At 70.5% G+C, this 25,513-nt stretch carries 25 protein-coding genes and 1 pseudogene; 8 read left to right on the top strand and 18 right to left on the bottom strand.

Annotation, left to right across the window (positions count from 1 at the left end):
• Positions 1–7 precede the first annotated feature (7 nt).
• The 6 genes from HS104_39910 to HS104_39885 are packed head-to-tail and all read right to left on the bottom strand — an operon-like array spanning position 8 to position 6,644.
• Positions 8–652: a tetratricopeptide repeat protein gene (locus HS104_39910; GenBank protein MBE7486124.1), complete on the bottom strand. Its 645-nt coding sequence runs from the start codon at positions 650–652 to the stop codon at positions 8–10.
• Positions 653–665: 13 nt separating this feature from the next.
• Positions 666–1,871 (bottom strand): tetratricopeptide repeat protein, encoded by a 1,206-nt coding sequence (locus HS104_39905; protein MBE7486123.1) that lies wholly within the window; start codon positions 1,869–1,871, stop codon positions 666–668.
• On the bottom strand, positions 1,868–3,997 hold the full coding sequence (locus tag HS104_39900; GenBank protein MBE7486122.1) for an urea transporter: 2,130 nt from the start codon (positions 3,995–3,997) through the stop codon (positions 1,868–1,870). The genes HS104_39905 and HS104_39900 overlap by 4 nt, the downstream gene beginning before the upstream one ends.
• The gene (locus tag HS104_39895; GenBank protein MBE7486121.1) at positions 3,982–5,325 is read right to left on the bottom strand and encodes a diaminopimelate decarboxylase; all 1,344 of its coding nucleotides are present in this window, start codon (positions 5,323–5,325) and stop codon (positions 3,982–3,984) included. Before HS104_39895 ends, HS104_39900 begins: the two co-directional genes overlap by 16 nt.
• Complete coding sequence (locus HS104_39890) at positions 5,322–6,392, bottom strand: ATP-grasp domain-containing protein (protein ID MBE7486120.1); 1,071 nt, start codon at positions 6,390–6,392, stop codon at positions 5,322–5,324. Before HS104_39890 ends, HS104_39895 begins: the two co-directional genes overlap by 4 nt.
• Positions 6,393–6,395: 3 nt before the next feature.
• A complete protein-coding gene (locus tag HS104_39885; GenBank protein ID MBE7486119.1) occupies positions 6,396–6,644 on the bottom strand; it encodes an HPr-rel-A system PqqD family peptide chaperone in 249 nt (82 codons plus the stop codon).
• Positions 6,645–6,754: 110 nt separating this feature from the next.
• Between HS104_39885 and HS104_39880 the strand changes: the two genes are divergently transcribed.
• The gene (locus HS104_39880) at positions 6,755–9,091 is read left to right on the top strand and encodes a hypothetical protein (GenBank protein ID MBE7486118.1); all 2,337 of its coding nucleotides are present in this window, start codon (positions 6,755–6,757) and stop codon (positions 9,089–9,091) included.
• A gap of 23 nt (positions 9,092–9,114) precedes the next feature.
• Here the strand turns inward: HS104_39880 and HS104_39875 are convergent.
• From HS104_39875 to HS104_39840, 8 genes and pseudogenes are all read right to left on the bottom strand, one after another.
• Positions 9,115–10,281, bottom strand: a pseudogene (locus tag HS104_39875) (Fic family protein).
• Between the two features lie 108 nt (positions 10,282–10,389).
• The gene (locus HS104_39870) at positions 10,390–11,010 is read right to left on the bottom strand and encodes a hypothetical protein (GenBank protein MBE7486117.1); all 621 of its coding nucleotides are present in this window, start codon (positions 11,008–11,010) and stop codon (positions 10,390–10,392) included.
• 8 nt (positions 11,011–11,018) lie between these two features.
• On the bottom strand, positions 11,019–11,621 hold the full coding sequence (locus tag HS104_39865) for a YeeE/YedE family protein (protein MBE7486116.1): 603 nt from the start codon (positions 11,619–11,621) through the stop codon (positions 11,019–11,021).
• Positions 11,621–12,172, bottom strand: coding sequence for a YeeE/YedE family protein (locus tag HS104_39860; GenBank protein MBE7486115.1), 552 nt, complete (start codon positions 12,170–12,172; stop codon positions 11,621–11,623). The genes HS104_39865 and HS104_39860 overlap by 1 nt, the downstream gene beginning before the upstream one ends.
• 1 nt (position 12,173) lies before the next feature.
• Complete coding sequence (gene nrfD / locus HS104_39855) at positions 12,174–13,430, bottom strand: polysulfide reductase NrfD (GenBank protein MBE7486114.1); 1,257 nt, start codon at positions 13,428–13,430, stop codon at positions 12,174–12,176.
• A 13-nt stretch (positions 13,431–13,443) separates the two neighbouring features.
• Positions 13,444–13,980 (bottom strand): 4Fe-4S dicluster domain-containing protein, encoded by a 537-nt coding sequence (locus tag HS104_39850; GenBank protein ID MBE7486113.1) that lies wholly within the window; start codon positions 13,978–13,980, stop codon positions 13,444–13,446.
• Position 13,981: 1 nt separating this feature from the next.
• Positions 13,982–16,183, bottom strand: coding sequence for a molybdopterin-dependent oxidoreductase (locus HS104_39845; GenBank protein MBE7486112.1), 2,202 nt, complete (start codon positions 16,181–16,183; stop codon positions 13,982–13,984).
• A gap of 86 nt (positions 16,184–16,269) precedes the next feature.
• Positions 16,270–18,213, bottom strand: a complete 1,944-nt coding sequence (locus HS104_39840; GenBank protein MBE7486111.1) for a beta-propeller domain-containing protein — start codon at positions 18,211–18,213, stop codon at positions 16,270–16,272.
• A gap of 48 nt (positions 18,214–18,261) precedes the next feature.
• Between HS104_39840 and HS104_39835 the strand changes: the two genes are divergently transcribed.
• Positions 18,262–18,876 (top strand): glutathione S-transferase N-terminal domain-containing protein, encoded by a 615-nt coding sequence (locus HS104_39835; GenBank protein ID MBE7486110.1) that lies wholly within the window; start codon positions 18,262–18,264, stop codon positions 18,874–18,876.
• A 182-nt stretch (positions 18,877–19,058) separates the two neighbouring features.
• Complete coding sequence (locus HS104_39830) at positions 19,059–19,556, top strand: hypothetical protein (GenBank protein ID MBE7486109.1); 498 nt, start codon at positions 19,059–19,061, stop codon at positions 19,554–19,556.
• Here HS104_39830 and HS104_39825 read toward each other — a convergent pair whose 3' ends face one another.
• Positions 19,557–20,096: a hypothetical protein gene (locus HS104_39825; protein ID MBE7486108.1), complete on the bottom strand. Its 540-nt coding sequence runs from the start codon at positions 20,094–20,096 to the stop codon at positions 19,557–19,559.
• 180 nt (positions 20,097–20,276) lie between these two features.
• Here HS104_39825 and HS104_39820 point away from each other — a divergent pair, with 180 nt between their 5' ends.
• A complete protein-coding gene (locus HS104_39820) occupies positions 20,277–21,311 on the top strand; it encodes a M20/M25/M40 family metallo-hydrolase (GenBank protein MBE7486107.1) in 1,035 nt (344 codons plus the stop codon).
• Position 21,312: 1 nt separating this feature from the next.
• Here the strand turns inward: HS104_39820 and HS104_39815 are convergent, their stop codons facing one another.
• Positions 21,313–21,618: a hypothetical protein gene (locus HS104_39815; GenBank protein ID MBE7486106.1), complete on the bottom strand. Its 306-nt coding sequence runs from the start codon at positions 21,616–21,618 to the stop codon at positions 21,313–21,315.
• Positions 21,619–21,674: 56 nt separating this feature from the next.
• Between HS104_39815 and HS104_39810 the strand changes: the two genes are divergently transcribed.
• The gene (locus tag HS104_39810; protein MBE7486105.1) at positions 21,675–22,010 is read left to right on the top strand and encodes a DUF3634 family protein; all 336 of its coding nucleotides are present in this window, start codon (positions 21,675–21,677) and stop codon (positions 22,008–22,010) included.
• Here the strand turns inward: HS104_39810 and HS104_39805 are convergent.
• On the bottom strand, positions 22,007–23,086 hold the full coding sequence (locus HS104_39805) for a hypothetical protein (protein ID MBE7486104.1): 1,080 nt from the start codon (positions 23,084–23,086) through the stop codon (positions 22,007–22,009). The two genes, HS104_39810 and HS104_39805, sit on opposite strands and share 4 nt — an antisense overlap.
• A gap of 45 nt (positions 23,087–23,131) precedes the next feature.
• The gene (locus HS104_39800) at positions 23,132–23,698 is read right to left on the bottom strand and encodes a cytochrome c (protein MBE7486103.1); all 567 of its coding nucleotides are present in this window, start codon (positions 23,696–23,698) and stop codon (positions 23,132–23,134) included.
• A 181-nt stretch (positions 23,699–23,879) separates the two neighbouring features.
• Between HS104_39800 and HS104_39795 the strand changes: the two genes are divergently transcribed.
• The 3 genes from HS104_39795 to HS104_39785 are packed head-to-tail and all read left to right on the top strand — an operon-like array spanning position 23,880 to position 25,502.
• On the top strand, positions 23,880–24,302 hold the full coding sequence (locus tag HS104_39795) for a hypothetical protein (protein MBE7486102.1): 423 nt from the start codon (positions 23,880–23,882) through the stop codon (positions 24,300–24,302).
• Between the two features lie 7 nt (positions 24,303–24,309).
• The gene (locus HS104_39790; GenBank protein ID MBE7486101.1) at positions 24,310–24,615 is read left to right on the top strand and encodes a hypothetical protein; all 306 of its coding nucleotides are present in this window, start codon (positions 24,310–24,312) and stop codon (positions 24,613–24,615) included.
• Positions 24,616–24,635: 20 nt separating this feature from the next.
• Positions 24,636–25,502 carry a sigma-70 family RNA polymerase sigma factor gene (locus HS104_39785; protein ID MBE7486100.1) on the top strand — a complete coding sequence of 289 codons (867 nt, stop codon included), beginning with the start codon at positions 24,636–24,638 and terminating at the stop codon, positions 25,500–25,502.
• The last annotated feature ends 11 nt before the right edge of the window (positions 25,503–25,513 follow it).

Below are 25,513 nucleotides of genomic sequence, written 5' to 3'. Positions count from 1 at the left end.
TCGGCCGTCAGGGCGCGTCTTTGAGCGCCATGCCCGCCTGCGCGTTGGCGTTGTCCGGCGACACGTCGAGCACCTGCTTGAAGAGTTTCTTCCCTTCTGCGACGCGCCCCATGCGTGCGAGCGCCCACCCGAGGCCGGTTTGATGGTCGAGCTCGCCGGGATACTCCTTGACCAAGCTGCGATACTGCGTGGCAGCATCCGGGTAGTTGCCGAGCGAGTAGTAGGCGTGGGCCAAGCGCGCCCGCGCCACGGCGTTGCCGGCGTCCTTCTTCAGCACCTCGCGACAGGCCTTCTCCAGCTCGCGCCATTTCTTCTGAGCCAGGAGCGGCAGCGTGAGCCCGAGCCGGGCCTCGACGGAGTCGGCATTCTTGGCGATGGCCTCCCGGTACGCCTTCTCCGAGTCCGCATGACGCCCGGCCAGGTACGCGAGCCAGCCGCTCCGCACCTCGACGAAGTAGCTGCGGCCGGCCTTGGCCCCGACCTTCTGCATGCTCTCCAGCGCCACCGCGGGCTGGCCCTTCGCTTCTGCCGCGTAAGAGGCGCGATACAGATCCGCCACGTCGCTCGCCGCGTCGGAGCGGCCCGACGCCGGCAAGAGCAGAGCGCCGAGCGCCAAGCTCAACGCGAGCCAATTGCGGAGGTGGGAAGACATCTGGATTCTCCTTTCAGTACCTGGGTGACCACCTGAGCCCCGCGGCCAGGCTGCCGTAGGTGATCGAATCGCCGTCGTCGTCGAGAGCGTGCAGCTCGCCGGCGAGGCCGAGCGCGAGCGCTGGGCTGACCGGGATCAAGACGCTGAGCGTGCCGCCGGCCCAGAGCTCTCCCTCGACGTCCACGAGCATCGGGACGTCGAGGAACACCGGCCTTCTGGCCTTGCCCCAGAGGCCGCTCGCGTGGAGCTCGACGCTCGGCCCGACCCAGCTCAGACCGAGCTCGCCTGCGACCAACGTGCTGTCGGCGCCCCGAGTCACGCGCGCACCCGCCGCCGCTCCGAGCGAGGTCGTGGGCCACGCGAACAGCAGGGGCCGGAGCTGGAGCTCGGTTCCGGTCCGGTAGAAGAGCGCACTCTCGTCGAGCAGCGCGCCCACGCGGGTGCCGACCGAGAGGCGCGCGGCTTGGCCCGGAACGGCCGGCGCCCCGCTGGCGAACACCCCGAAGCCGAGCGCTTCGGCACGCCAGGTCCGCTGCTCGAGGCCCACCCCCGCCCAGCCCTCGTGCCGCGTCCGGGTGACGCTGCGTCCGGCGTTCCGCCGACTCCCTGGCCCCATGCCGGCCGAGCTCCGCTCCTGCCAGCTGAGCGTGAAGCGATACGCCGCGCGCAGGCGCAGCGACTCGGTCGGCGACACGCGCGCCTGCGCGAAAGCGAACCCGCCGTAGAGCGCGGGGGCCGAGCTCGTCAGCCCGAGACCGCCCAGCCAGAGCTCCGCGGAAAAGGGCCGGTCCTTCGCGAGCTCGAGACCCCGCGCCGCATCGGCGTCATCCGGGAAGAGCCGGAGCGCCTCCTCGAAGCGCCGCCGCGCGAGTGCCCGGTCGCCCGCCTCGACGGCGGCGAAGCCGTCGCGGACCAGCGCCGAGGCGAGCCCCCGCGTCGCCTCGGGCCCGGCCCCCGGAAGCGCGCGCGCGCGGCGATAGAGCGGGATGGCCTCGCTGGGCCGGCCCAGCTCGAGCGTGAGCCAGGCCAGCCGCACGCTGACCTCGTAGCTCTCCGGAGCGGAGCCCCAGGCTGCGAGCAGGAGCGCGCGCGCGCCGCGCAGGTCGCCGGCACGCTCGAGCTCCACCGAGCGGTCCCACGCCCCGACGCGCTGCTCCGCCTGCGCGTCCGAAGGCAGCTGCGCGACTGCGATGGCGACGGCGGCCAGGATCTCGATCATCGTCCTTGCTCCTTCTCGTCGCGGCCGTTCGTCGGCCTGAGCTCGATCTGGAGCTTTCGACCGTCGTGGGCGATCGCGATGCGGTGGGGCTCGTTGCCCAGAGACAAGCGCGCGCTCGCGGTTCCCCGCTCGTGCTCGCTCTCGACCACCACGGCGCCGCCGTCGCGACGACTCGAGAAGCGCACCTCGAGGTTTCCGGCGTCGGGCGCGAAGACCGCGAAGAAGTCGGCCACCGCCCGCGGGATCCCGGTCAAGAGCAGGCGCTTGGGCAGACGCTCTTCCCAGACGAGGCTCCCGGCCTGGTCGAAGGGCACCCGCCCGAGCGCCAGGAGCACCCAGCCGAGGAGCGAGCGCGGGCTCCCGGCGAAGTCCACGATCACCAGGCCCGACTCGTAGGGGTCGAGCACCAGCTGTCCCAAGCGCGTCTTCAAGATGCGGCGCCCCAGGAGGTCGAGCTCCACGCGTCCCGGCTCGCGCCGGCCGTCGTCCGCGGAGAGCTCCCAGCTCGAGCCGGGCACGAAGGCGAGCGCGCGGGCGAGCGAGTCGTCCCTCAGCACTGGCCGCACCAGCTCGCCCTCCGCGGGCACGACCCGACCGCTCACGCGGGAGCGCTCGCCGTCCTGGGTGACCACGTCACCGAAGTCCACCCCCAGCGTGGGACTGCCGAGCAGCGGCAGGCGCTGCACCTGGAAGTGCAGGTGTGGCACGGGAGAGCGTCCGGAGTTGCCGCAGCGGGCAATCTCCGCTCCCGCCGCCACCACCTCGCCGGCGCGCACACGCACGCTGTTGGGTTGCAGGTGGGCGTACACGGAGCACAGGCCCGCGCCGTGGGCGATGACCACCGCGTTCCCCCAGTTGTCGAGGGTGTTCACCTCGCCCGGAGGGTTGTCGGGCACGCCGTCCACCACCGACGCGACCGTGCCGAGGCCCGCGGCGAGCACCGGCAAGCCGTAGGCGTGGTAGTCGGAGAGCGCCTGGCCCTCGCGACGAAAGACCTTGCCGTCCTTGTCCTGCACCTCGAAGTCGAGGCCGTGTCGCCACAGTCCCTTGTGCGTGTGCGGGCCGTCGTAGCCCTGGCTCACCCACCACTGGCCTCGGAACGGCAGCCGGAACGGCAGCCAGGCCATGTCACCGAAGCGCCGGACCCGCGCCAGGTGCCGAGCCAGCGCTTCCTCCGGACGGTCCGCGGGGATGGTCGAGCGCGGCCGCCGGTCCGCCTCCCGCCGGCGCGCCGCCGTCAGCACCAGGTGGGTGGTGATCACGAAGGGCAGCGAGAGCACCGGCAGGAAGGCCAGGCCGAGGATGGGGCCGGCCGCGTGAGCGATCACCACCGAGACGGCGGAGCCCAGAGCGGCCAGGAGCAGCGACGACGGCTGGGGCACGAACCAGACGCCGCCCAGCGCCATCGCCGTCAAGACGGCGTTGAACGAAGCGATGGTGTCTACTCCGGACCAGGGCACCTCGGCCCGAAGCGCGTGGCGCATCCCGATGGCGACGGCGCCGCCGATCAGCGTCAGCAGCAAGCTGATCCGGCTGTGCAGGCCAATCGCGGCCAGCAACAGCACGCCCGTGACGCTGCCGTGGGTGAACACGATGGCAGCGGGCACGTCGAGCCAGGACGGAGCGAACCAGCTCTGCGGGAGGAAGCTCGCCGGAGCCAGCCAGTCGATCTCCACGGGCGCGGCCGGCAGCACCCGCGCCGCCAGCGCGGCGATCCACGCGGCGGCGACGAACGGCAGCGAGTGCGTCGGCAGCGCGACCGGCGCGAACACCGCCTCGAACGAGGCCGAGAGCAGCACCGCCAGGACCGACGCGATGACCACGACCACGAGCGGATGCCCGCCCCCGGGCGCGAAGGCCGCGAGGGCCAGCGTGGCCAGCACCGCGCTCGTCGCGGCGCCAGCGTTGCGGACGGAGGCCACACCCAGCCCGAACAAGAGCGAGGTCGCCTGCGCGGTGACCACCGCGAGCAGCGTGACGGCGGCCAGCCGCGGGAACGCGCCGAGCCCGAGGAGCACCAGCGCCCCGGAGCGCAGATCCCGTGAGAACACGATCTGCCCGTAAGGCCGGAGCAGGGCCTCGAGCGCCGCGCGCAGGCCGTCCCGCTCGCTCAGTGCTGGAGCCACGCCGGCACCGCCTCCTGATCCAGCAGGGTCTGTACCGTCTCCGCACGCCGGATCACCGCGTGCTCGGCCCGCGTCGAGATCAAGACGACGTTCGGACGCGCAGTGATGAACTGCATCCACTGCGTGACGTTGTAGGCGCCGACGTGACCGATCACGACGCGGTCTCCGGCCACCAGCGGCGGGAACGAGATGCCGTCCCGCACCACGTCGATGTTCATGCACAAGGGCCCGAAGAAGACCGCTGGCTCCGGGGCGCCGCGGGACGCCTGCGCGGGGTACACGTCGTGGCGGTACCACCACGCGGTCGGCAGGATGTTCACGCCGGCGTCCAAGATCACCGCGCGGCGGCCGTCCACCAGACGCTTCGTGCCGAGCACGGTCGAGATCAGCACGGCTGCGTCGTCCACCAGGGCGCGGCCCGTCTCCAGCACGATGCGCGGCACGCGAGCGCCGTCCAGCCCCTCGTCGAGCCCGGCAGCGATCTTCTCCACGTATTGCCCGAACGACGGCGTGATCTCCTCGCCGGGCAGGTACTGCTGATGGAGGGTGTTGTGCGAGGCGAAGCCGCCCCCCAGGTCCAGGGTCTCGATGCGCGTACCGAGCTCGGCCTCGAGCTGCCGCGCAAAGCGGGCCAGCGCGCGCGCTTCCAGGCGATAGGCGTCCGGATCCAGGATGAAGGTACCGATGTGGCAGTGAAGCGCGTCCAGGCGCAGCTGGCCGCCGCGTTCCAGCCGGCGCGCGGCGGAGAGCGCCGCGCCGTTCTCGATGTTGAAGCCGAAGCGATCCCAGCTCGGGACCGGCAGCTCCGAGATGTTCACGCGCATGCCCACGCTGGGCTGGATCCCCAGGCGCTCGGCGACGCGCTCGGCCAGCACCAGCTCGTCCAGGTGGTCGAGGTGTACGCGCACGCCCTCGCGGAACGCGCGCTCCAGGTCCTTCTCGCTCTTGCCCGGACCGTTGAACGCGATCTGGTGCCCCGGGATCCCTGCGTGCAGCGCCTTCTCGAGCTCCATGCCCGACACCACCTCCGCCCAGGCGCCCTCGGAGTGAAACACCTTGCACACCGCGTCCAGGTAGTTGGTCTTGTAGGACCAGGCGAGCGTGAAGCTGGAGAAGCGCCGGGCCATCTGCTCGGACAGCTCGCGGATGCGTTCCCGCAGAATGCGCTCGGAAAACACGAACAGCGGCGAGTCGTGGGTCTCGACCAGCTCCGACACGCGCACGCCTTCGATCGCGTCCACGACGCGCGGCGCGGTGACGGCGCCGAACTTGCTGCGCCCGCCCAGCGCGTGGCGCACGATGACGGGTCGCTCGTAGCGGGGCTTCATGACTGCTTCTCCCGGAGGTCGGCCAGGCCGAGCGAGGCCAGCTCGCCAAAGCGCGAGAGCTCGGCGATTTGATCGAGCGAGATGCGGACGAAGAGCGTGCCCACGCGGTAGCCCGCGAGGCGCGGAGCTGGCAGCCCGAGGGCCAGACGCACGTTGGCCCAGGGCAGGTTCTGCCCCGCCCCCGTGGCCAGGTACACCCAGGCGGGGAAGCGCGGGTTGACCTCGGCGACGTAGGGGATCCCGGAGTCCGAGTCCTTCAAGAACTCGACCTCGAGCCCGCCGCGCCAGCCGAGGGCGTCGATCAACGACTCGCTGACGCTGAGCAGCTCCGGGTCGTCGATGGTGACGCCCGCCCAACCCTTGCCCTTGTCGGTGAGCGCCATCTTGCGCATGGCCACGGCGCCGACCGTGCCGCCCTTGCCGTCGCCGAGCGCGGCGACGTTGTACTCCTCCCCGCGCACGTATTTCTGCGCGATCACCGGCAGGCCCCAGGTCGCCACGAAGTGGTGGAACGCGCTGACGGCGTCGGCCTCGGTGTGGGCGATGCTGGCGCCGTAGAACACGCCCTTGATCACGATGGGCAGCCCCAGGCGCCGGACGACTCGTGGCAGCGCGTCCACGCTGTTCAGCGCCTCCGACTCCGGCACACGGAAGCCGGCGCGGCGCGCCAGCTCCGGCAGCTCGGCCTTCGACGCGGCCTCCAGCGAGTCCGCGCGGGGAGAGAAGGTCGCGATGCCGATGCGCTCGAGCTCGGGGGCGAGCGCGGCCAGCGCGCGCAGCTCCGAGTCGAGCGTCGGGATCAACACGTCGAGCCCGAGGCGGGCCTTCACCTCCGCGAGCTTGGCCAGCACGGCCTCACGGCCGGCCGAAGGGAACGGCAAGATGGCCGCCGCGTCGAGCAGACCGCGGGCGTAGAAACCGGGATCGAGCGCGTCGTAGCCGAGCCCGATCAGTCGTCCGCCGAACTCGTCGGCGTCGCGGAGCGAGCGCGCCACCGCCACGCCCGGCGCAGGGTTGTCGGTGGCGTTCATGCCCGTGATGCCGACTGCTGGCGCCGAGGCGTCCATGGCTCACCCCACGAGTCCGTTCTCGGCCAGGCGCGCCATGAAGTCCTCCACCTCGCGGGAGAGGTCCTCCGTGCCGTCGAGCTCGAACGCGTCCCGCAAGCGGCGAGCGATCTCGTCGGGGCCGTGGCCGTCCTTCAGCGCCGCGATGACCAGCGCACCGGTGGGGTTGACGGTGAAGGTGTGCCCGGTCGTCGGGTCGAACACGAAGCCGGAGTCGCTGATGGCCAGCTGCCGCAGGCGGGATGCGTCCATGACGCTGGGTGAGAGCGAAGACCTGCGCCGGAGGTTCAAAGTTTGCGTTCCGCGCAGGCCTTGCGCGCTTCGCTGAGACGCCGCGCAGATCCCGCCTAGACTCCGGCCCCATGACCCCGCCGGACCCGCCCCGCGCAGCGTGGAACGTTCGGGGGCTCGCGCTCGCGTCGCTCGGGCTCGCGCTGGCGAGCGGGCTCTTGCTCGCGCTCTGGTACGAGCCGGGCGCGGGGCTCGACTCGCTCGGGCGCCTCGAGCTCGGCAGCCCGAGCGGGCGCGCGCTCCGAGCGCTCCACGCCGCGAGCACGCTGTGCCTCGTGGTGTTCGGCGGCCTGCACGCGGGACGCAGCCGGCGCGGCGCGCTCGCACTTCCGCTGGTCGCAGCGGCCGCGCTGACGGGCGTGCTCCTGCGTGGCGACGCCTGGACGCTCGCGCTCGGGCGACACTGGCCCGCGGCGCAGAGCGCCGCCCAAAGCCTCGTCCTCCTGCTCGTCCTCCACGTCGTAATGGCGTTGCCGCTCGCCGTGCTCGGCTGGCAGGCGTTCCGCCGCGCGCGCCCGTCGTGGCGGAGCCTGGCTCTCGTGCTCGGCGCGGCCTCGGTGCTGGGCTGGCTCGCGCCACCGGGCCTCGAAGATCCCGTCGAGCCCCAAGGAAGGCTGGTGCGCCGCGCGCTCGCGCTCGACGCTCCGTTTGCCAGCCAACGCGTCCGAAGTCGCCTCCTGCCCCTGTCGCTCGGCGCGGTGTCGCCAGACGTGCCGCGGATCCTCGGCCGGCGCGAGGGCTGCCTCGGCTGCCACGCCGAGGTGCGCGGGCTCGGCCCTTCCCACGACCCGCGCGCCGTCGGCTGCTCGCCCTGTCACCTGGGCAATCCCTTCCGTCCCGATGCCGCCGGCGCGCACGACGGTCTGCTGCTCGTCCCCGGCAACCTGGACGGCGTCGATCGCACTTGCGGGCGCTGCCACGCCGAGATCGGCGTGCGGGTGCGCGGCTCGCTGATGGCCCGCGCCAACGGCATCGTCGCCGTGAACCGCTTCGTGTTCGGCGAGCGGCCGACTCCCGACGGCGACACCCCCATCACCGCCATCGGCCACTCGCCGGCGGACACCCACTTGCGGCAGCTCTGCGCCAGCTGTCACCTCGGCAAGCCCAAGGACAAACCCGCCGCGACGAACGAGCTCAGCCGAGGAGGCGGCTGCACCGCCTGTCACCTCGGCGACGACCCGCCCCGGACCCCGGCTGCGGCCGACCCGCGGGCGTTCGTCCACCCCGGGGTCTCGCTCCGCGTGAGCGACGCGAGCTGCTTCGGCTGCCACAGCCGCTCCGCGCGCATCTCGCTCACCTACGCCGGCTGGCGCGAGACCTTCGACGCGTCGACCGCGCCGCCGGAGAAGCGGCGCCAGCTCCTCGACGGACGCGCGGCCGTGCGCGAGACGCCCGACGTCCACCACGAGAAGGGCCTGGCGTGCATCGACTGCCACACCGCCGGCGAGACGATGGGCGACGGGCAGGATCACGCGCACGAAGAGCAGGCCACCCGCGTGCGCTGCACGACCTGTCACCGCACCGCGCCCCCGCGCTCGCTGCCGCTCGGGGCGCTGGACGCCCGGGCGGCGACGGCGGTGCGACTGCGCGGCAACCCACTTCCCGAGTACCTGCTCGAGGACCGGAGCGGCGAAGCCTTGACCAACGCGCGCCCGCTCGCCGACGGCAGCGTCGAGCTCATCGGCAAGCTCAGCGGCACCCGCCACCTGGCCAAACCGCCGGCGACGGCGTGCTCCGGCATGGGGCACGAGCGCCTGGCGTGCCAGAGCTGCCACGCGAGCTGGGCCCACCGCTGCGTGAGCTGTCACACCCAGAACGACCAGGGCACCTGGGTCGAATACGACGCCGAGCCGCAAGTCGCGCCGCCGACGCTGGGCGTGGTCTCCCGCGACGGCGCCGAGCGCATCGAGCCCTTCACCCCGGGCATGGTGCTCACGCTGAACAGCGCTCCCGGCCCGAGCCCGCTGCCCAAGACGGCCCCGGAGCTCTACGGACCGTCCACTCGCTTCGTGCGGGCCTACGCCTTCGCCGTGCCGCACACGATCACGCGGGGTGGCCGCTCGTGTCGCTCGTGTCACCTGGACTCGATCGCGCTCGGCTACGGTGAAGGCACGCTGCGCGCCGAGGCGAACGGCTGGCGCTTCGAGCCCAAGTGGCCGGCGTCCCCCTTCGACGGACTGCCGCTCGACGCCTGGATCGGCTTTCTGTCCGACGCGTCCGGCAAGACCACGCGCCTCGGACAGCGCTCGCTCGGTCGCGCCGAGCAAGAGCGCGTGCTCGACGTCGGCGCCTGCTTCGGCTGCCACGATCCCGAACAGCAGCCCGCGCTCTACCGCGACTGGAAGCAGAGTCGGGCGCGGCTCGCGGCCACGTGCAAGATCCCGCGCGAGGCCAGTCCCCACCCCTGAACGTCACGGCGCGATGGCTGGCCCTAGACCTCTGTACCGGCCTGCAGCCGGTCCAGGTAGGCGGCGTAGCCGAAGGTGCGGTCGCGCCGGCGGCCCGTGGTCTCGACGAGCACCCCGGCATCGACGAGCGCGCTCACGGCCTTGTTCGCCGTGGGCTTGGTGGTCGAGAGAAGATCGACCACTCGACCGATGGTCACGATCGGGTGCTCCGGCAGGAGCTCGAAGAGACGCGCGGCCGTGACGGACGTAGTTTTCGCGGCGAGCACCTTGGCTCGATCCGCGCTGACCAGGCCGAACAGGTCTTGAATCGTGGCGACTGCCTCCTCGGCGACTACGGCCGTGCCTTCGAGGAAGAAGGCGAGCCATCCCTCGAAGTCGCCCTGGGCGCGGACGCCATCGAGACGCCGGTAGTACTCGGCGCGGTGCTGCTTGAAGAAGAGGCTCAGGTATAGGAGCGGTTCGCGGAGCAGCTTCCAGTGCTCGAGCAGGAGCGCGATGAGCAGGCGGCCGATGCGCCCGTTGCCGTCCAGGAATGGGTGGATGGTCTCGAACTGCGCGTGGCAAAGCCCGACCCTGATCAGCGCGGGCAGGTCGCTTTCGGCGTGGATGAAGCGCTCGAGCTCGGCTAGAACCTCACCCACCGCGTGCGGCGGTGCTGGGACGTAGGCCGCGTTGCCGGGACGGGTCCCGCCGATCCAGTTCTGGCTGTGGCGGATCTCGCCCGGGCTCTTCTCGGCACCGCGCAACCCCTTCATGAGCTGGCGGTGAGTCTCGCAGAGCAGTCGCACGGAGAGCGGCAGCCCCACGGGCGATCTGAGCCGCTTCTGCGCGTGGGCGACAGCGTTCAGGTAGTTGCACACCTTCTGCACGTCATCGGTTCGGGACGACTCGGCGTTGCCTGTGGCCTCGAAGGCGAACAGGTCCATGAGAGTGGCTTGGGTCCCCTCGATCTGCGACGAGATGACGGCCTCTTTGCGCACGAAGGAGTAGAGCAACCATCCGACCGACGGCACCATGGCGCTTGCAAGGTCGAGCCGGCCGAGCGCGGCGTCGGCGCGCACGAGTAGCGAGGCGACTTCGCCGTCCAGGCTCAGCGCTGGGTCGTGCGGCGGCAGCGGCTCGGGGATGAAAGCGGCGACCTCCTCGCCGCCTACCCGTGTTCGCTAGTACCTGCCTGTGATCCTTGGCATTGCGGCGTCCCCGGAAAGGAATCTTGCCTAAGGGGTGCCAGTAAGTAAAGGAATCTTTACTTCTGCGACCCGGAAGGAAAGAGCTCCCCCAGCTCGGGGTCTGCCGCCCTAACACCCCTCGTGCGCGCCCGCCGGCTTGTGCGCGTTGTCGCGCCGGATGGGCGTCACCGGGAGCACCGCAGCCTTTCCGCTCTGCGGGCGCTCGCCGGCGAAGTAGGCCCGCACGGCCTCCTTCTGCTGCTTCGCCCGGAGCTGCTCCGCGTCGGTCTCGCCGCCGAAGACCACCGGCGCGAGCACCTCGGCCTTCCAGGCCTGGTAGCCGCCCCGGAGCAGGTAGAGCCGCGGGTTCTTCGCCAGGAGCTTCGGCAGCTCGACGGGCTCGCTGCCCGTCTCGGTGTAGAGCACCAGCTTCTTCGACAGATCGACGAACACGCTCTCGGCCAGGGCCTTGCGCCCTTCGGCGGCGTTTTCGTGGCACTTGCCGCAGTGCACCGCGTCCTTCACGTGCCCGGCCTGGAACGCGGGCGCGGCGCGCAGATCCACCACGGCGAAGTCCCGCCGCCCCTCGATGATCCACTTCGCCAGCTCCGGCGCGGTGACCACCTGGGCGCTCTTCGTCACCTCGTAGTGCAGGCGGCGTTTGGGCTCGCCGCGGGCGGAGAGCCCGGCCACGGCGGCGCCGGAGATCAGGAGGACCGCTGAAAAGGCGATGGCGCGTTTGCTCCACATGGCGACACCTACTCCGCTGGGTCCTTGGCGAACCGCTTGTCCAGAACGTGCGTCAGCGCGAACGCGCCGAGCGCCATCACCACCACGCCCAGCACGACGACTCCAGTCGAGACGTGCAGCGTCTCGGGCAGGAGCACTCGGCCCTTCTCCGACGACAGGTAGAAGGCCTCGAGCTTCGGGTACGCCACGAAGAAGGCCATCAGGCCGAGCGCGAAGCCCAGCATGTAGACCATGGCGTCGATCTTCCCGGTCGCGCACGCCACCACGGCGGTGCCCGGGCAGTACTGGCCGATCACGAAACCCATGCCGAAGATCAGCCCGCCCACGAGCTGCGGCCAGATGAACGTCTCGTTGACGTAGACCTGCGACAGATCGACGACGCCCAGGTAATAGAGGCCGAAGAGCCCGACCATCGCCGTCACGATGGCGGTGAACATCACGCGCAGCACCGCGAAGTTGTAGCCGTACCACTGCCCGGCCAGCGTCTTGGCGTTGCCGAAGCCGGCACGCTCCAGCACGAAGCCGAACCCGACGCCGAGCAGCGCCGAGGTCGCGACCAGCGTGTTCGGGCCCCACTCCGCGAGCTTCGAGACAGGGGCGACGGGGTCCATCACAGCCACTCCTTTCGGAGGAAGTAGGCCAGGGCGTAGCCGCCCGCGAACACCGCGAGCATGAACACCCAGGAGCCGAGGGCGAGCGTGGCACCTCCGGTCAGCGCTTGCCCGGAGGTGCAGCCCCGCGCCAGGCGCGTGCCGAACGCCGAGATGAAGCCGCCGGCCGCGGCCAGCGTCAGCCGGCGCGCCACCGTGGTGTGCGGGCCGAAGGTCACGTCGAGCTTCGCTCGGCGCGCGAGCACGCCGCTCGCGAAGCCGCCCACGACCACGCCCACGAACATGTAGACCAGGAAGTCGTCGAGGGGATCCTCCGGGCCCTTCAGGTACTGCCCGGTGTAGGCGTTGTGCTTGGCGAAGGTGCTCGCCTCGGCGGCGGTGCCGCCCTGGATGGAGGCCTCGATCTTCTGCGTCGAATACGCCGCCATGCGCGTCACCGCGCCGGAGGCGCCCAGCCCGCGACCGGTGAGCAGGAACGCGGCGAGTAGGACCAGGCCGAGCACCACGCCGGCCTTGTACGAGTTCCAGTAGGGCTGAGGCGTGTTGTCCACGTCAGGCCTCCTTTTCGAGACGCAGGGCCCGGAGGCCTGCGACGAAGAGCAACGTGGCCGCTGCGACGGCGCCCGCGACCACCAGCACCTCCACCCACGACGGCGTGTACGGCAGGAAACCGGCGACGTTGCCCTTGAAGGGCGGCGAATACGTCAGCCGCTCGCCGGCGTGGCCGACCACGGGCTTGAGCGAGAACATCTGCCCGGAGACCACGAAGTTGTAGCGCATCACGAACACGCTCAGCATCGGCAGGAACGCGCCGAGCGCGACGGCCTGCCAGGAGCGGCGCCACGGTCCGAGCAGGAGCACCAGCGGCACCAGCATGCCGAGCAGGATCTCGAACACCCAGAAGCTGACGAACAGCGGCCCGGTGAGCGAAGCCAGGGTCACCTCCAGCTTGTGGTAGTGCTGGCCGGCCACGCCGGTGATCGTCTTCCAGACGGTGAAGAAGGCGATGACTGCGATGAACAACGCGAGCAGCTGACGGAGCGCGTCCAGAAGCGGCGCGTTCTCGGGGCGGAGCTTCCGCGCGTTGCCGAAGTAGTCGCCGAGGGTCACGATCAGGATCAAGAGCGCGGCGCCGCAGACCAGCGCCGAGGCGATGAAGTAGACCGGCAGGAGCGGGCCGTACCAGTAGGGGCGGCTGTGCGCGAGGCCGAACACTGCGCCCAGGTTGGAGTGCGCGGCGACGGCCGCGATGACGCTGGCGAGCCCGGCGATGCGCGCCTTTTTGTGGTCTTCGGCGAAGAGGAACCAGAGCTCGGTGCCGATGAGCAGCATGTAGACGCCGTAGAGCGTGCCCATCCACCAGATCGGCGCCGTCGGATTCGGCGACAGGAGCGCGAGCTTCATCAACAGGAACGGGCGCTCCAGCTCTGTGGCGATGACGGTGAAACCCACGAGCAGCGTCACCAGCGCCAGGAAGATGGCCTTCTTCGCGATGGGCTCGAACACCTTGAATCCGAACACGTGACCGAGCGAGCTGACCAGGCACAGGCCCGTGCTCGACACCACGAAGAACACGTAGGTCGCGATCAAGACCCCCCAGGAGATCTCCGAGGTCGTGCCCATGACGTGGTGCCCCTTGGCGAGGGCGATCAGCGCCGCGAACGCGCCCGCCAGCGCGACGGCGAGCAGAAACTGCAGCAGACGCTTGCCACGGGCCTGGTGCGGCGCGTCGCCTTCACGCACCAAGAGCACGTCCGTGAGGCTCCGGAGCCCGTCCTTGTCGATGAATGAGAGGGTAGAGACGGTCATTTCCGTGCTCCCGTCAGGTCAAGAAGAACAGGCGCGGGCGCGTGTCCTCTTCCGGCTTCAGCACCTTGTGCTGCCGGGTTTGAAGTTGCTGGTGCACCTCGGAGCGCGGGTCGTCCAGATCGCCGAAGGTCAGCGCCTTGGTCGGACACACGGTCACGCAGGCCGGCTGCAGGCCCTCGCGCACGCGGTGGATGCAGAACGTGCATTTGTCCACGTAACCCTCGGGGTGCATGTAGCGAACCTCGTAGGGGCAGGCGACGATGCAGGCCTTGCAGCCGACGCACTTGTCGGGGTTGACCACGACGATGCCGCCCTCCTCGTAGTGGCTGGCGCCGGTCGGGCAGGCGGTGACGCAGGGTGCGTTCTCGCAGTGGTTGCAGCGCTCGCTGCGCGTCTCGATGGACAGGAGCGGAAAGGTTCCGCGCTCGACCTGGACGGTCCAGCAGCGGGCGGCGCCCTCCGGCACGTCGTTCTCGTTCTTGCAGGCGATGACGCAGGCGTTGCAGGTCACGCACAGCTTCTCGTCCACCGTCATGGCGTAGCGGGTCACGTCACGCCTCCTTCCAGCGGTAGAGGGTGACGAAGTTGACGTTCATGCCCGTCCCGCCCATGACCGGGTCGCGCTTGACGCGGGTCGTGAGGCGCGCGTCCGACGCGCCGCGCTTGTAGCCGCGGGTCAGCCGCCGGTCCTCGCGACCGAAGCCGTGGACCATGTACACGCAGTCCTGCCGGATACGCTCGGTGACCTTCAGCGTGATGGGCCCGGTCTTCACCGAGTCCTGGTTCTCGAGCATGACCTTGGTGCCGGCTTCGAGCCCCAGCACGCGGGCCATCTCGGCGTTGAGCCAGAGCTCGTTCTCCGGGACGACCTCGAGCAGCGCCGGATTGTTCGTGGTGCGCGAGAACGTGTGCACTGGCGAGCGGCCGAAGAGCAGGCGGAAGTAGCCGGGCGGCGGCTCCTCCGGCGCCTCGTACTCCGGCATCGGGGGCAGGCCGGCGTCCGCCATGGTCTTGCTGAAGAGCTCGATCTTCTTGCTCGGCGTCTTGAAGGTCTGCGTGGGCGAGTCGTCGTAGATGGGCTCGGCCTTTCCGACGATGACGCCGTCGCGGCGGAGATCCGAAAACGAGAGGTTCGCCTTCGCGAGGCGGGTGGACAGGTAGTCCTCCGCGTCTTGCCAGGGGAAGAAGGCGCCTAGCCCGAGCTTCTCTCCCAGCTGCTTGGCGATCCACCAGCCGGGCTTGGTGTCGTGCAGCGACTGCACCACCGGCTGCCGGAGCGCGACGAAGGGGACCCGGTACGGCGTGGTGTCCAGGTCGTCGTAGCGCTCGAGGTAGGTGTTCTCGGGCAAGACGACGTCGGCGTAGCCGGTGACCTCAGCCGGCATGGTGTCCACGACCACGACGAAATCGAGGGCGTTCATCGCCTCGATGGTCCGCGCGGTGTTCGGCAAGGTGAGCGGCACGTTGCAGCCGTAGACGATCCAGGCGTGGACCCGCGGAGCGTCGTCCCCCTGCTTCGCCGAGGCATCGCAGACGTCGTAGGCGCACGGCGCAGCGGCGAGCGGGAAGGTCTGCCGGGGCTGATAGCCCTCACCCTTGGGCAGGGGCGGCGTGGGGTAACCCGGGACGTTCAGCGTCTGCGGCAGGTAGAAGCCGCCCTTCTTGCCCCAGTTCCCGAGCAGCGCGTTGACGATGGCGATGGCGCGAGAGCGCTGCGTGTCGTTGCCGTACCAGACCACGTGGCGGCCCGGGTGCACGAACGCGGCCGGCGCGTTCCGCGCGAGCTCGCGCGCCGTCTCGCGGATGACCGTGGGCTCGATTCCGGTCTCGATGTACGCCCACTCCGGCGTCTTGTCCTTCACGTGCGCCTTGAACTGCTCGAAGCCCTCCACGTTGTTCGCGACGAAGTCCTTCTGGTAGAGGCCCTCCTCGATCAGAACGTTGGCCCAGGCGAGGAGCAGCGCGGTGTCGGTGCCCGGCTTGATCGGCAGCCAGTATTTGCTCTTGCCGGCCATGATGGAGAAGCGCGGGTCGACGGTGATGAAGCTGGCGCCGCGGGCGCTCGCGGCGGACATGTCCTGCACCGCCGTGTTGTGCATGTTCTCGCCCAGGTGCGAGCCGATGAACGCGATGCAGCGCGCGTGGGGCGTGTCGATGGTCTCGACCGAGCCGACCCCCACTCCGTAGGTGAGCTCGAAGCCCGACTCGCGGGGACCCCGGCACTGATCGTTGGAGGGCGCGACGATGTTCGTGCTGCCCAGGCCCTTGAGCAGCGTCTTGAAGAAGGCGCCGCCGTGGCCGTGGGAGTAGAGCGCGATGCTCTTCGCGCCGTATTTCGCCTTCACCTCGGAGAGGCGCTGGGCGGTGAAGGCGAGGGCCTCCTCCCAGCTGACCTCGCGCCACTTCTCCTCGCCGTTCAGCCGGGTGCGGATCAGCGGCCGCTTCAGTCGGTCGCTGTCGTACAGGGCGCCGATGCCGCCCGTCCCGCGCGGGCACAGCTTGCCGTTCGAGAGCGGGTGCTTGGGGTTGCCCTCGAGCTTCACGACCTTCTCGTCCTTCACGTAGGCGAGCACTCCGCATTTCCAGAAGCAGAGCTCGCAGAAGGTCGGGACCACCCGATCCGGCTTCACGCTCCGGTCGTTCGCCTGGGCCTTCGGCGCGAGCGCGGCCAGCCCTGCCGTGCCCGCCACCCCGCCCATCACGGTCGTCGCAGAAATCGCGAGAAAGGTCCGCCGGTTCAAGCTAGTGGCCATGCGCTGGCTCTCCGTTGATGGAGAGCCGCGGCCGGGCCACGGGGGTTCGCGTCACGCCTGCATATCTTGCGCTTCCGGCAATTCTGTCACTGCGCGATCTGCAGGGCCGCGCCGCTCGGCGCAAAGCTCACCCGCCGCTTCTCGCGGATGCCCCCTGCACCGACCTCGCCTTCCACCAGCTCGTAGCCGAGCAGCGCGATCACCCGTCCCTGGAAGAACAGCGGGCGTGCGTTGCCGTACCAGTCCACGCAAGATGCGCGGCAGTTGTCCAGGACGACGCCCTCGGCGCGCGCCGCCAGATCGCCCAGCTCGCTCAGGCGCAGCGCCTCGTTCCGCAGGAACAAGATCGACGCGGAGCCCTCGCGCAGGTGAACGGCGCCGGGACGACCCGGCGAACGCACCGGCAGGCCCAAGAGGCCGCCGGTCGGGGAGTCGGGCTTGTAGAAGAAGCCATGACTCCGGAGCTCGCCCTGGGAGGCGCCGGTTCGCGTGTAGCGCGGCGCCAGCGTGGGCTTCTGCGAGAGCGCGACCGGCGAGAAGTGCAGGTCGCGTCCGTCGGTGCCCACCACCAGCGCGTCGCGACCGAGCGCCTCGATGCGATCCACGCCGTGGCCCAGCTCGAGCGTGACGGGCTCGCTGCCGCCGGCGTAGCGATAGGCGTAGAGCTTGCCCGTGCCGGGCTGCGCCCGCCCCCAACCCGACCCGCTGCCGTAGAGCAGGTGGTCGCCGACGAAGCGGTTCTGGAAGGTGTAGCCGCTCGGCCGCGGCAGGCCCGCGTAGCGCGAGCGGTCGGCCTCTTGCGCGTCGCTGGTGAACATCGCGAGCGGCAGGCGCAGGAGCGCGACGTCGCCCTGCGTGACCTCGGCGCGCCACATGCCGTCCCCTGCCCCGTCGGCGCGGACCACGACGTTGAGCTGACCGTCGCTGCCCTCCAGGAACGAGAACTGATCGATCGGTCCGCCGACGGTGCGGACCGCGGTCGGGGCGCTGCCGTCGAGCGGCATGCGGTAGACGATGGACCGCGGCACGCCTGTCGCCCCGCGCCGCTGGTAGTCGGTCATCCAGACGTACACGGCGCCCGGCGAGACGTAGAACACCCGGCCGCTCGGCCCCATCACGGCCGTGGAGCTGCACGCGAGGTCGGCCTGCGACAGATCGCAGCTCGTCACCGTGTGTAGGGTGAGCGAGGTCGAGCTGACCAGCGGGCGGTACACCCGCGTCGGCTCGACGATGCGCTTGAAATCGGCCGCGGTCGCGCCCTTGCTCCAGCGTCGCACCGCCGGGAACGAGCCGTACAGGTCGGCGTCGCTCAGGCGCAGGTGGAGCGGGGTGTAGAACACCAGCTTCTTGCCGATCAGGCGGCTGGCGTAGTTGCGGGACGAGTAGTAGTCGTTCGAGCGTAGGTGGTGCGTCGAGCGGTAGCTGATGCGCCCGTCGGTGCCGAGCTCGAACAGCGCGATCTCGGTGCCACCGCGCTGGTAGCTGTAGCCGATCACCACGATGGTGTTGCCGGAGAGCAGCATCTCGTCGTACCAGGCGCCCCGCGGATCGACGTCGGGCCCGAAGGCGTCGCTCACCGACACCGGCGTCAGCGCGTCTGCGCTGACCTTCACGCTGAAGAGCCGACCGCGGCGCAGGACGATCAGGTAGTCGCCGTGCAGCTTGACGATGCCGCCCTCGTCCACGCCCGCGTGCTGCACGTTGGTGACCGACTCCGCTTCTTTCGAGTCGGCCTTGGCCGCCTCCGCCGGCGCAGCGGCGGGCGGCGGAGAAGCCTCGCCCTTGGCGCGTCGCTCGACGTTGCTGCGATCGCGCTTCTGCGCTTCGAGCAGCTCCTTCAGGAAGCCGTCGAGCTCGGCGCCGGAGGCGAACGCCTGGATCTTGTCGCGGGTGGCCGCCTCGACCACCTTCGGCGCCTCCGCATCCGGCGCCCCGCCGGCGTCGGCGCCGGCAGGCTGGGTCTTGCGGCAGGCGGCCACGAGGAGCAGGGCGGAGAGCAGCAGCACGGCGCGGGCCGATCGGAGGGTCATTGGAGGGGATCTACGCGCGGCGCCGCCCTCGGGTCTATCCTCCGGGCGATGAAGCTCCTCGCCTCCCTGACCTCACCCTACGCCCGCAAGATCCGCATCCTGCTGGCCGAGAAGGGCATCGCCTGTGACTTCGAGGAGGCCGTCCCCAACGCGAAGGACAGCCCGATCCCGGCGCTGAACCCGCTGGGGAAGGTCCCGGTGCTGGTCCGAGACGACGGCTCGGTGCTGTTCGACTCGCCGCTCATCTTGGAGTGGCTCGACCGCTCGAAGAGCCCGGGCTTGATCCCCGCCGACGGAGAGGAGCGCTGGCAGGTGCTGCTCTGGCAAGCCCTGGCGGATGGCATGATGGACGCGAGCGTGCTCTTGATGACCGAGACGCGCCGCGCGCCGGAGCACCAGTCCAAGACCGCGCTCAGCCACCAGGCCGGCAAGGTCGCGCGCGCGATGGACTATGCGAACGCGCGCATCCGCGGCGACTATCTGGTCGGCGAGCGCTTCAGCGTTGCGGACATCGCGCTCGGCTCGGCGCTGGACTACGTGGATTTCCGCAACCCGCACGCCTGGCGCGAGCAGCGCCCAACCCTGGCCGAGTGGCACGCGACCATCGCCGAGCGGGCGTCGTTTTCTGCGACGCGTCCGCCAGGTCTCGTCGCAGCCGTCTGAGCTGGGTACAGCGGGGCCGCCGCGGAAAATCGCGCAGGAGCTGCGCCGCGCGGTCGTCGCTGGGAATTCTTGCGCGCCGCGAGGGCGGCCTCGGGGCTGATGATTCGTTCTGGTGCGCGAATCCTTTTGCGCGGCGGAAGGCACGAACGATGCAGCGTTGGTCTGCCCCCTGGGGAGGTGTCATGCCGCAATCGATCGAGCTCGTTGTCCGCGAATCAGGCAGTGTCTGGCCGGAGTGGCTGAACCACTCGCCAGAAGGTGACCGAGTGGTGATCTCGGGGGAAGATGCGGCGGACGACGGGCCCGAGTCGGATCTTTCCTTCCGCGTGCGCCGGGTGCTCGCTCGGCTCACGCGCGAGGGCAAGCGCGTGCGGCGGGCGGTAGTGCTGATCGGAACCGGCGCGGACAATCCCTACTTCGACTCCCGGCGCATGCTCTCTCGCGACGTGGTCTCGCACATGGCCCCGGACTCCGGCTCCGAGCTCCTGATCGCCGCGTGCGCGACGCCGGAGGCCCAGGACAAGCTCCTCTCGCTGGTCGGCTCGCTGAGCGATCTCCTGGCGGGGACGCACATCGACGTGGCCGTGCGCTTCTCGGCCCCTGCGGCGGATCCGCTCGAGAAGAGCGGGGTCAAGAGTACGCGGCCCGCCCCCTTCGAGCGCCTGCACCGCGTGAAGTGATCAGCAGCCGCTCTGGCAGTTACAGGTCCCGACGCCCTTGCACTTCACCGAGCAGCCCGAGCTGCAGCCCGTGAGCGAGCAGTTGCCGGTGCCGGAGCACTCGAGCGTGCAGCCGCCGCCCTTGCAGTCCAGGGTAACGTTGCCGATGGCCTGGCTCTTCAGCGTGCACTTGCCGTCGGGGCATTTGAAGGTCGCGTTGCCCATGCCGTTCGCGGAGAACTCGCAGCCCGGTCCGGCGCAGGTCTTCGTGCAGTTGCCCATGCCGCCGCAGGCGCAGGTGTCGCCGGCCTTGCAGTCGCCGCCGGTGTTGCCGACCTCGATCTTGGTCTTGTCGTTGCCCAGGGTGACGCTGCCACCGTCGCCGCCGCCCTGAACCTCGATCTGCCCCTTGTCGCCGCCGATGGTGACCGAGCCGCCGTCCGGCGTGGCGTTGATCTCGATCTTGGGGCCGTCGGACTTGTCCTTTTTGCAGGCCAAGAGCGCCAGCCCGAGCGTGGCCACGAACAGCGGAACCTCCCGACCGAGTCTCGACTTCGCCATGGACGCGACTCTCGCACCGTCCCTCGCCGCTCTCAAGATCCCGTGTATCATCCCGGGCGCGTGTCCTCTCTGGAGTCCGCCCTGGCCTTCGCCGACGGCCGCAGCGCGAGCGCGCTCTCGCTCCTGCGGCGCTGGGTCGAGCAGGATTCCTACACGGGCGCCGTCGCCGACGTGAACGCGATGGGGGCGCTGGTCACCGACGCCTTCGCGCTGCCCGAGCTCGCGCTCGAGACCCGTAAGGGGCAAGGCTTCGGGGACCACCTGTGCTTTCGCACCGCAGCCTGGGACCGGGAGCCTGCCCGCCGCGTGCTCCTGGTCGGCCACCACGACACGGTGTTCCCGCCCGGCACGTTCTCCGGCTGGCACGAGGACGGCGAGCGCGTGCGCGGCCCTGGCGTGCTCGACATGAAGGGCGGCATCGCGACCGTTCACTCGGCCCTGGCCGCGCTCTCGGCGACGGGACTGCTGGAGGCCCTGCCCTTGGCGTTCGTGTCCGTCGCCGACGAGGAGGTGGGATCGCCCGACTCACGTCCGTTCTTGGCCGAGTGGGCCCGGGGCGCGAGCGCCGCGCTGGTGTTCGAGGCCGGACGCCCCACGGACGCGATCATCACCCAGCGCAAGGGCACCGGCAGCGTCAGCGTGCGCGTGCGCGGCAAGGCCGCCCACGCCGGCAACGCCCACGCCGACGGCGTCAACGCCATCTGGGCACTCGCGCGCTTCGTGGACGCCGCGCAGTCCCTAACCGACTACGAGCGCGGCGTGACGGTGAACGTGGGCACCATCGCCGGCGGCAGCAGCAAGAACACGGTGCCGGAGAGCGCCGAGTGTCTGCTGGACTTCCGCCTGCTGAAGCGCGCCGACGGCGAGCGCGTCATGACCGAGCTTCGAGCCGCTGCGCGGCGCATCGCCGAGGAGACGCGCGCCAGCTTCGAGCTCGACGGCGGCGTCCGCCGGCCGCCGCTCGAGCGGAGCGAGGGCTCGGCGGCGCTCTGCCAGCGCTACGCCGCCTGCGCCGCGGCCGAGGGGCTCGGCCACGCGGAGAGCCCGCTGCTCGGCGGCGGCTCGGACGCCAACGACGTGGCCGCACTCGACGTCCCGGTCATCGACGGCCTGGGTCCGCGCGGGCGCGGCTTCCACACCCACGACGAGCTCATCGAGGCGCCGACGCTGCTCGCTCGCACGCGCGCGCTGATCCGTTTCCTGGCCGAGTGGTGAGCTACGACTTGCCCGGCGGCGGTTTGGCGTAGTCGCCCGACGGATCGGTCTCGTCCGGCGGCGGCGGCGGCGACAGGCACACCTCGGGAGGAGGCGGGTCCAGGCACACCTGGGGTGGCGGTGGCTCCAGGCAGGGCATCGGCGGCGGACCGCCGTCCTCCTGGTGCTCGATCGGCGGCGATAGGCACATCACCGGCTCCGGACCCCGGTCCTTCGCGCACGCCGCGCCCAGGCTCGCGCCGGCCAGCGCCGCCGCGACGAAGCGCGCGCGTCGCGCCAGGATGGCCTTCCGCGCGTCGTCGCTCATGCCGCGGAGTATCGCCCGACCGCCGGTCGTGCGACAACCGTGTTACGGATCCGCGCGTGAGCGCCTGGCTCGGCCTGTTGATCCTCGTGGTCCTCGCCACGCCCCTCTGGATCGCGATTTCCCGCTCCAACGAGCTGTTCGTGATCGCGGTCGAGGACGGTGTGCCGCGCGCGGTGCGGGGCCGGCTCCCGCAGCGGCTGCTGGACGACTTGGCCGACGTGGTGCGCCGGCCGCGCCTTCGCTCGGCTCGCTTCAAGGTCGTGGTGGAGGATCGGCGCGCTCGCCTGGTGGTGACAAAGGGCGAGATCCCTGCGACGCAGCTCCAGCAGCTCCGCAACGTGGTCGGCACCTACCCGGTCGCCGCCATCAAGGCCGGCGGGCGGACGCGCTAGCCCGGCACGGCCTCGATCACGCTGGCCGGGCCGGCGCTGGGCAAGACCCTCGTCAGGCGGAAGCCTGCGCGCCGGAACAGATCGGCGTATTCGTCCCGGGTCCGCTCGCGCCCGCCGGCGTGCACGATCATCTCGATGTCGAGCAGCTTGGCGAAGTGCTTCTCGCCGGGGGGCGTCACCACCGTCTCGTAGAGCACGAGCTTGGAGCTGGGCTTGGCGGCCTTGCGGATGCTCTCCAGGATGGCGAGCGCTTCGGCGTCCTGCCAGTCGTGGATGATCGACTTCATCATGTACAGGTCGCCGCCGGCGGGCACGGACTCGAAGAAGCTGCCACCCACCACCTCGACGCGCGAACGCACGCCGAGCGCCTCGAGCACGGCGGGCGCGTCCGCCACCACCTCGGGCAGGTCGAACAGCACGCCTTTGGCCGACTTGGCCTGGTGCAGGACGGCCGAGAGCAGGCGACCGTGGCCACCTCCCACGTCGACGATGTGAGCGAAGCCGGACAGGTCGTAGGCAGCGACGAAGGCCTCGGCCGAGACGGCGCTCACCGCCGTCATGGCGCGGTTGAAGACGTGCCGCGCGTTCTCGTCGCCCACGAAGTACTCGAAGGGTTTCTTGCCGGTCTCGATCTCGATGGCCGACCGCCCCTGACGCACCGAGTCCGCGAGGTGCCCCCAGAAGCGCCACCCCACCTTGCCCTGAAGGATGATGAAGTCGCGAAAGCTCTCGTTTTCGGCCTGACACAGCGCCGAGCCCAGCGGCAGGAGCGAGAAGCGGCGCTCCGGCTCCTCCCGCACGATGTCGAAGTGCGTGGCCGCCCGGAGCAGGCGGTACAGGTGGTCGGCGTCCACGCCGAGCTCCTTCGCCACCGCGTCCGCCGCGCGCGGGCCGTCCTTCAGCGCGTCCACCACGCGGAGCTCCGCCAGCGTGTACACGATCTGAAACCCCCACAGGTCGCTGATGAAGCCCAAGAGGCCGAGCTCGGGAGGCGCGAGCTTGCGCTCCAGGGCGCGGAGCCCATTGCGGGCCTTCTCGGCGAGCTCGACGACTTTCGCGGGGGGCGGCTTCGGCATGCGCCGGACTTCCGCACGGCGGGGGCGCCGACGCAACGCCCCGGTTCAGTGATGCATCGCCGGCGAGGGCACGGGCGCCGAGGTGGCCTTCGTCCAGCTGGCCTCGTCCACCACCTGCTGCTTCCAGGTGGCGTGGCAAGAGGTGCAGGTGCCGAGCGTCGTCCCGAGCTCGGTGAGCACCCGGCCCTTGTCCCGGTCCCGCGCCGCGGCCGTGATCTTGTCTGCGGCCCGGTGAAACCCGACGGCCTTGTCGCTGAAGCCCGGAGCGCCCATGCCCATGTGGTTGCACATCTGGCCCATCTGCTCGGAGTAGCCGATGCGCCCGGCTGCCTTCTCCACCGCGGCGAAGTCGTCGGTCGCGAGCGCGACGACGATCTCTTGAACCGCCAGGAGATGGTCGCGCATATTGGCCTTCTGGTGGTTCGCCATCATCGGCAGGAGCGGCACCGGGGTCCGCTTGTCCATCTGGTCGAGGACACTGGCCGGTGAGGTCGTGGGGACCGCCGAGGCCGGAGCCGGCGCCGGCTCCCCGCTCGGCGGGCTGGGAGGCGGCGGGGCCTCGCAGGCGGCGATCGGCAGGAGGATGAGCCCTACCCGAAGTAGTCGTGTCATTGGTCCTTCCTTCCCACGCGCGGACTCCTCCGGCAGTCGTTCCACGGCGCGGACCACCTGCGCAACCATTTGCCGGCTCGGTCCCTTTCTTATGGTCGCCCGCATCCTTTTGCCCGCGTGGCTCGTCGTCGAGACGGAGGACTCCAATGAACCGTAGAAACGCGCACTCGGAGCGCACGTCGTGAGCAGCCGTGGCCAAGGAACGAAGGCGAGCCCTTGGAAGCTGAAGACGCCGCCCGGCACCGCCGAGTACGAGGCTTACCGTGACGAAGCAGCCGACCCGCCCGCCTTGGTCGTCCAGGTGGGGAAGACCCAGCTCCGGTATCACTTGCGGGCCATCGAAGACCTGGCCGCGATGTTGAAGCGGCACGGGGACTGGATGCCCCTCGGTGCCGCGGACGAGCAGAAGCCGGCGGCGGAGGGCACGGTCGAGGCCTGGGCCCGCGCCAGCGACAACCCGGTGAAGGGCTGGTATGGGCTGAAGAAGGGGCTGCGCGGACGCTTCGGCGTGTACGTGCCCCCGGTGGTCGAGGCGCTGGGCCTCGCCGAGCTGGAGCACAACCCGAAGAACAATCGGATTCGCGCTCGTCAGAAAGGAAAGTGAAGGCGTGATGCAGACGATCTTGGTTCGCTACGAGGTGAAGCCGGGGCGTGACGAGGAGAACGTGGCGGCGATCCGCGCGGTCTTCGCCGCGCTCGAGCGGGAACGGCCCGACGGAGTTCGCTACGCGGCCTTCCGACTCGCCGACGGTGTCAGCTTCCTGCACCTGGCGCAGATCGAATCGGCCGACGGCTCCAACCCACTCTCGGCGCTGGAGGCGTTCCGGGCCTTCACGTCCGCGGTCAAGGAGCGCTGCGAATCGCCGCCCGTGGCCACCGCGGTCGAGCCGATCGGCTCCTACCGCTTCTCACCCTGACGGGTCTACGCTCCAGCTCCATGACGCACTCGCTGCAAGACAGCGTGGCCAAGGCGCGGGACGAGTTCCTGCTGGTGGTGGAGGGGATCCGGCCCGAGTTGCACCGCTACTGTTCCAGGCTCACGGGTTCGGTCATCGAAGGCGAGGACATCGTGCAGGAGTGCCTGGCGCGCGCGTTTTACACCTTGAGCATGAGCCCCGAGACGCCGCCGCTCCGACCGTGGCTGTTCAAGATCGCTCACAACGCGGCGCTCGACTTCCTGAAGAGCCACGGGCGCAAGTACACCGAGCCGCGCGCCGACCTGACCGACATCGCCGGCTTCGACGAAGCGCCGGACCCCGCCGCCATCCGCGCTGCGCTCCGGCGGTTCGTCGCCTTGCCGGTCGGGCAGCGGAGCGCGGTCATCCTGAAGGACGTGCTCGGCCACTCGCTCGACGAGACCGCCGAGACCATGGGAACGAGCGTTTTGGCAGTGAAAGCAGCACTCGTCCGCGGGCGCGCGAAGCTCCGCGAAGCCGAACCGTCCAGCGCGGCGGGCGACGCGACCGCACGTACCGCCCTCGAGCGCTACGCGAGCCTGTTCAACGCCCGGGACTGGGACGGGGTTCGAGCGCTCGTCGGCGAGGACTGCCGCCTCGACCTGGTCTCGAAGTCCCAGCGACGCGGGAGGGAAGTCGGGGTGTACTTCAGCCAGTACGCGAAGGCGGACGTGTCGCTCGGGGTCGTTCGCCTTGACGGCGAGCTGGCGCTCTCGGCTCACGTCGCCGGCTCCGAAGCCCCCGCCTACTTCATCTTGCTCGAATGGGAGAACGGGCGCGTCAGTTCGATCCGCGACTTCCGTTACATCCCCTACATCGCCGCGGAAGCCGAGGTCGAGCCGCTCTGAGCGGGCGCCTG

The organism is Polyangiaceae bacterium (assembly GCA_015075635.1).
Classification (GTDB): Bacteria; Myxococcota_A; Polyangia; order Polyangiales; family Polyangiaceae; genus JADJKB01.
The sequence above is the reverse complement of the archived record's forward strand: the minus strand, read 5'-3'. Positions and strand labels throughout refer to the sequence as shown.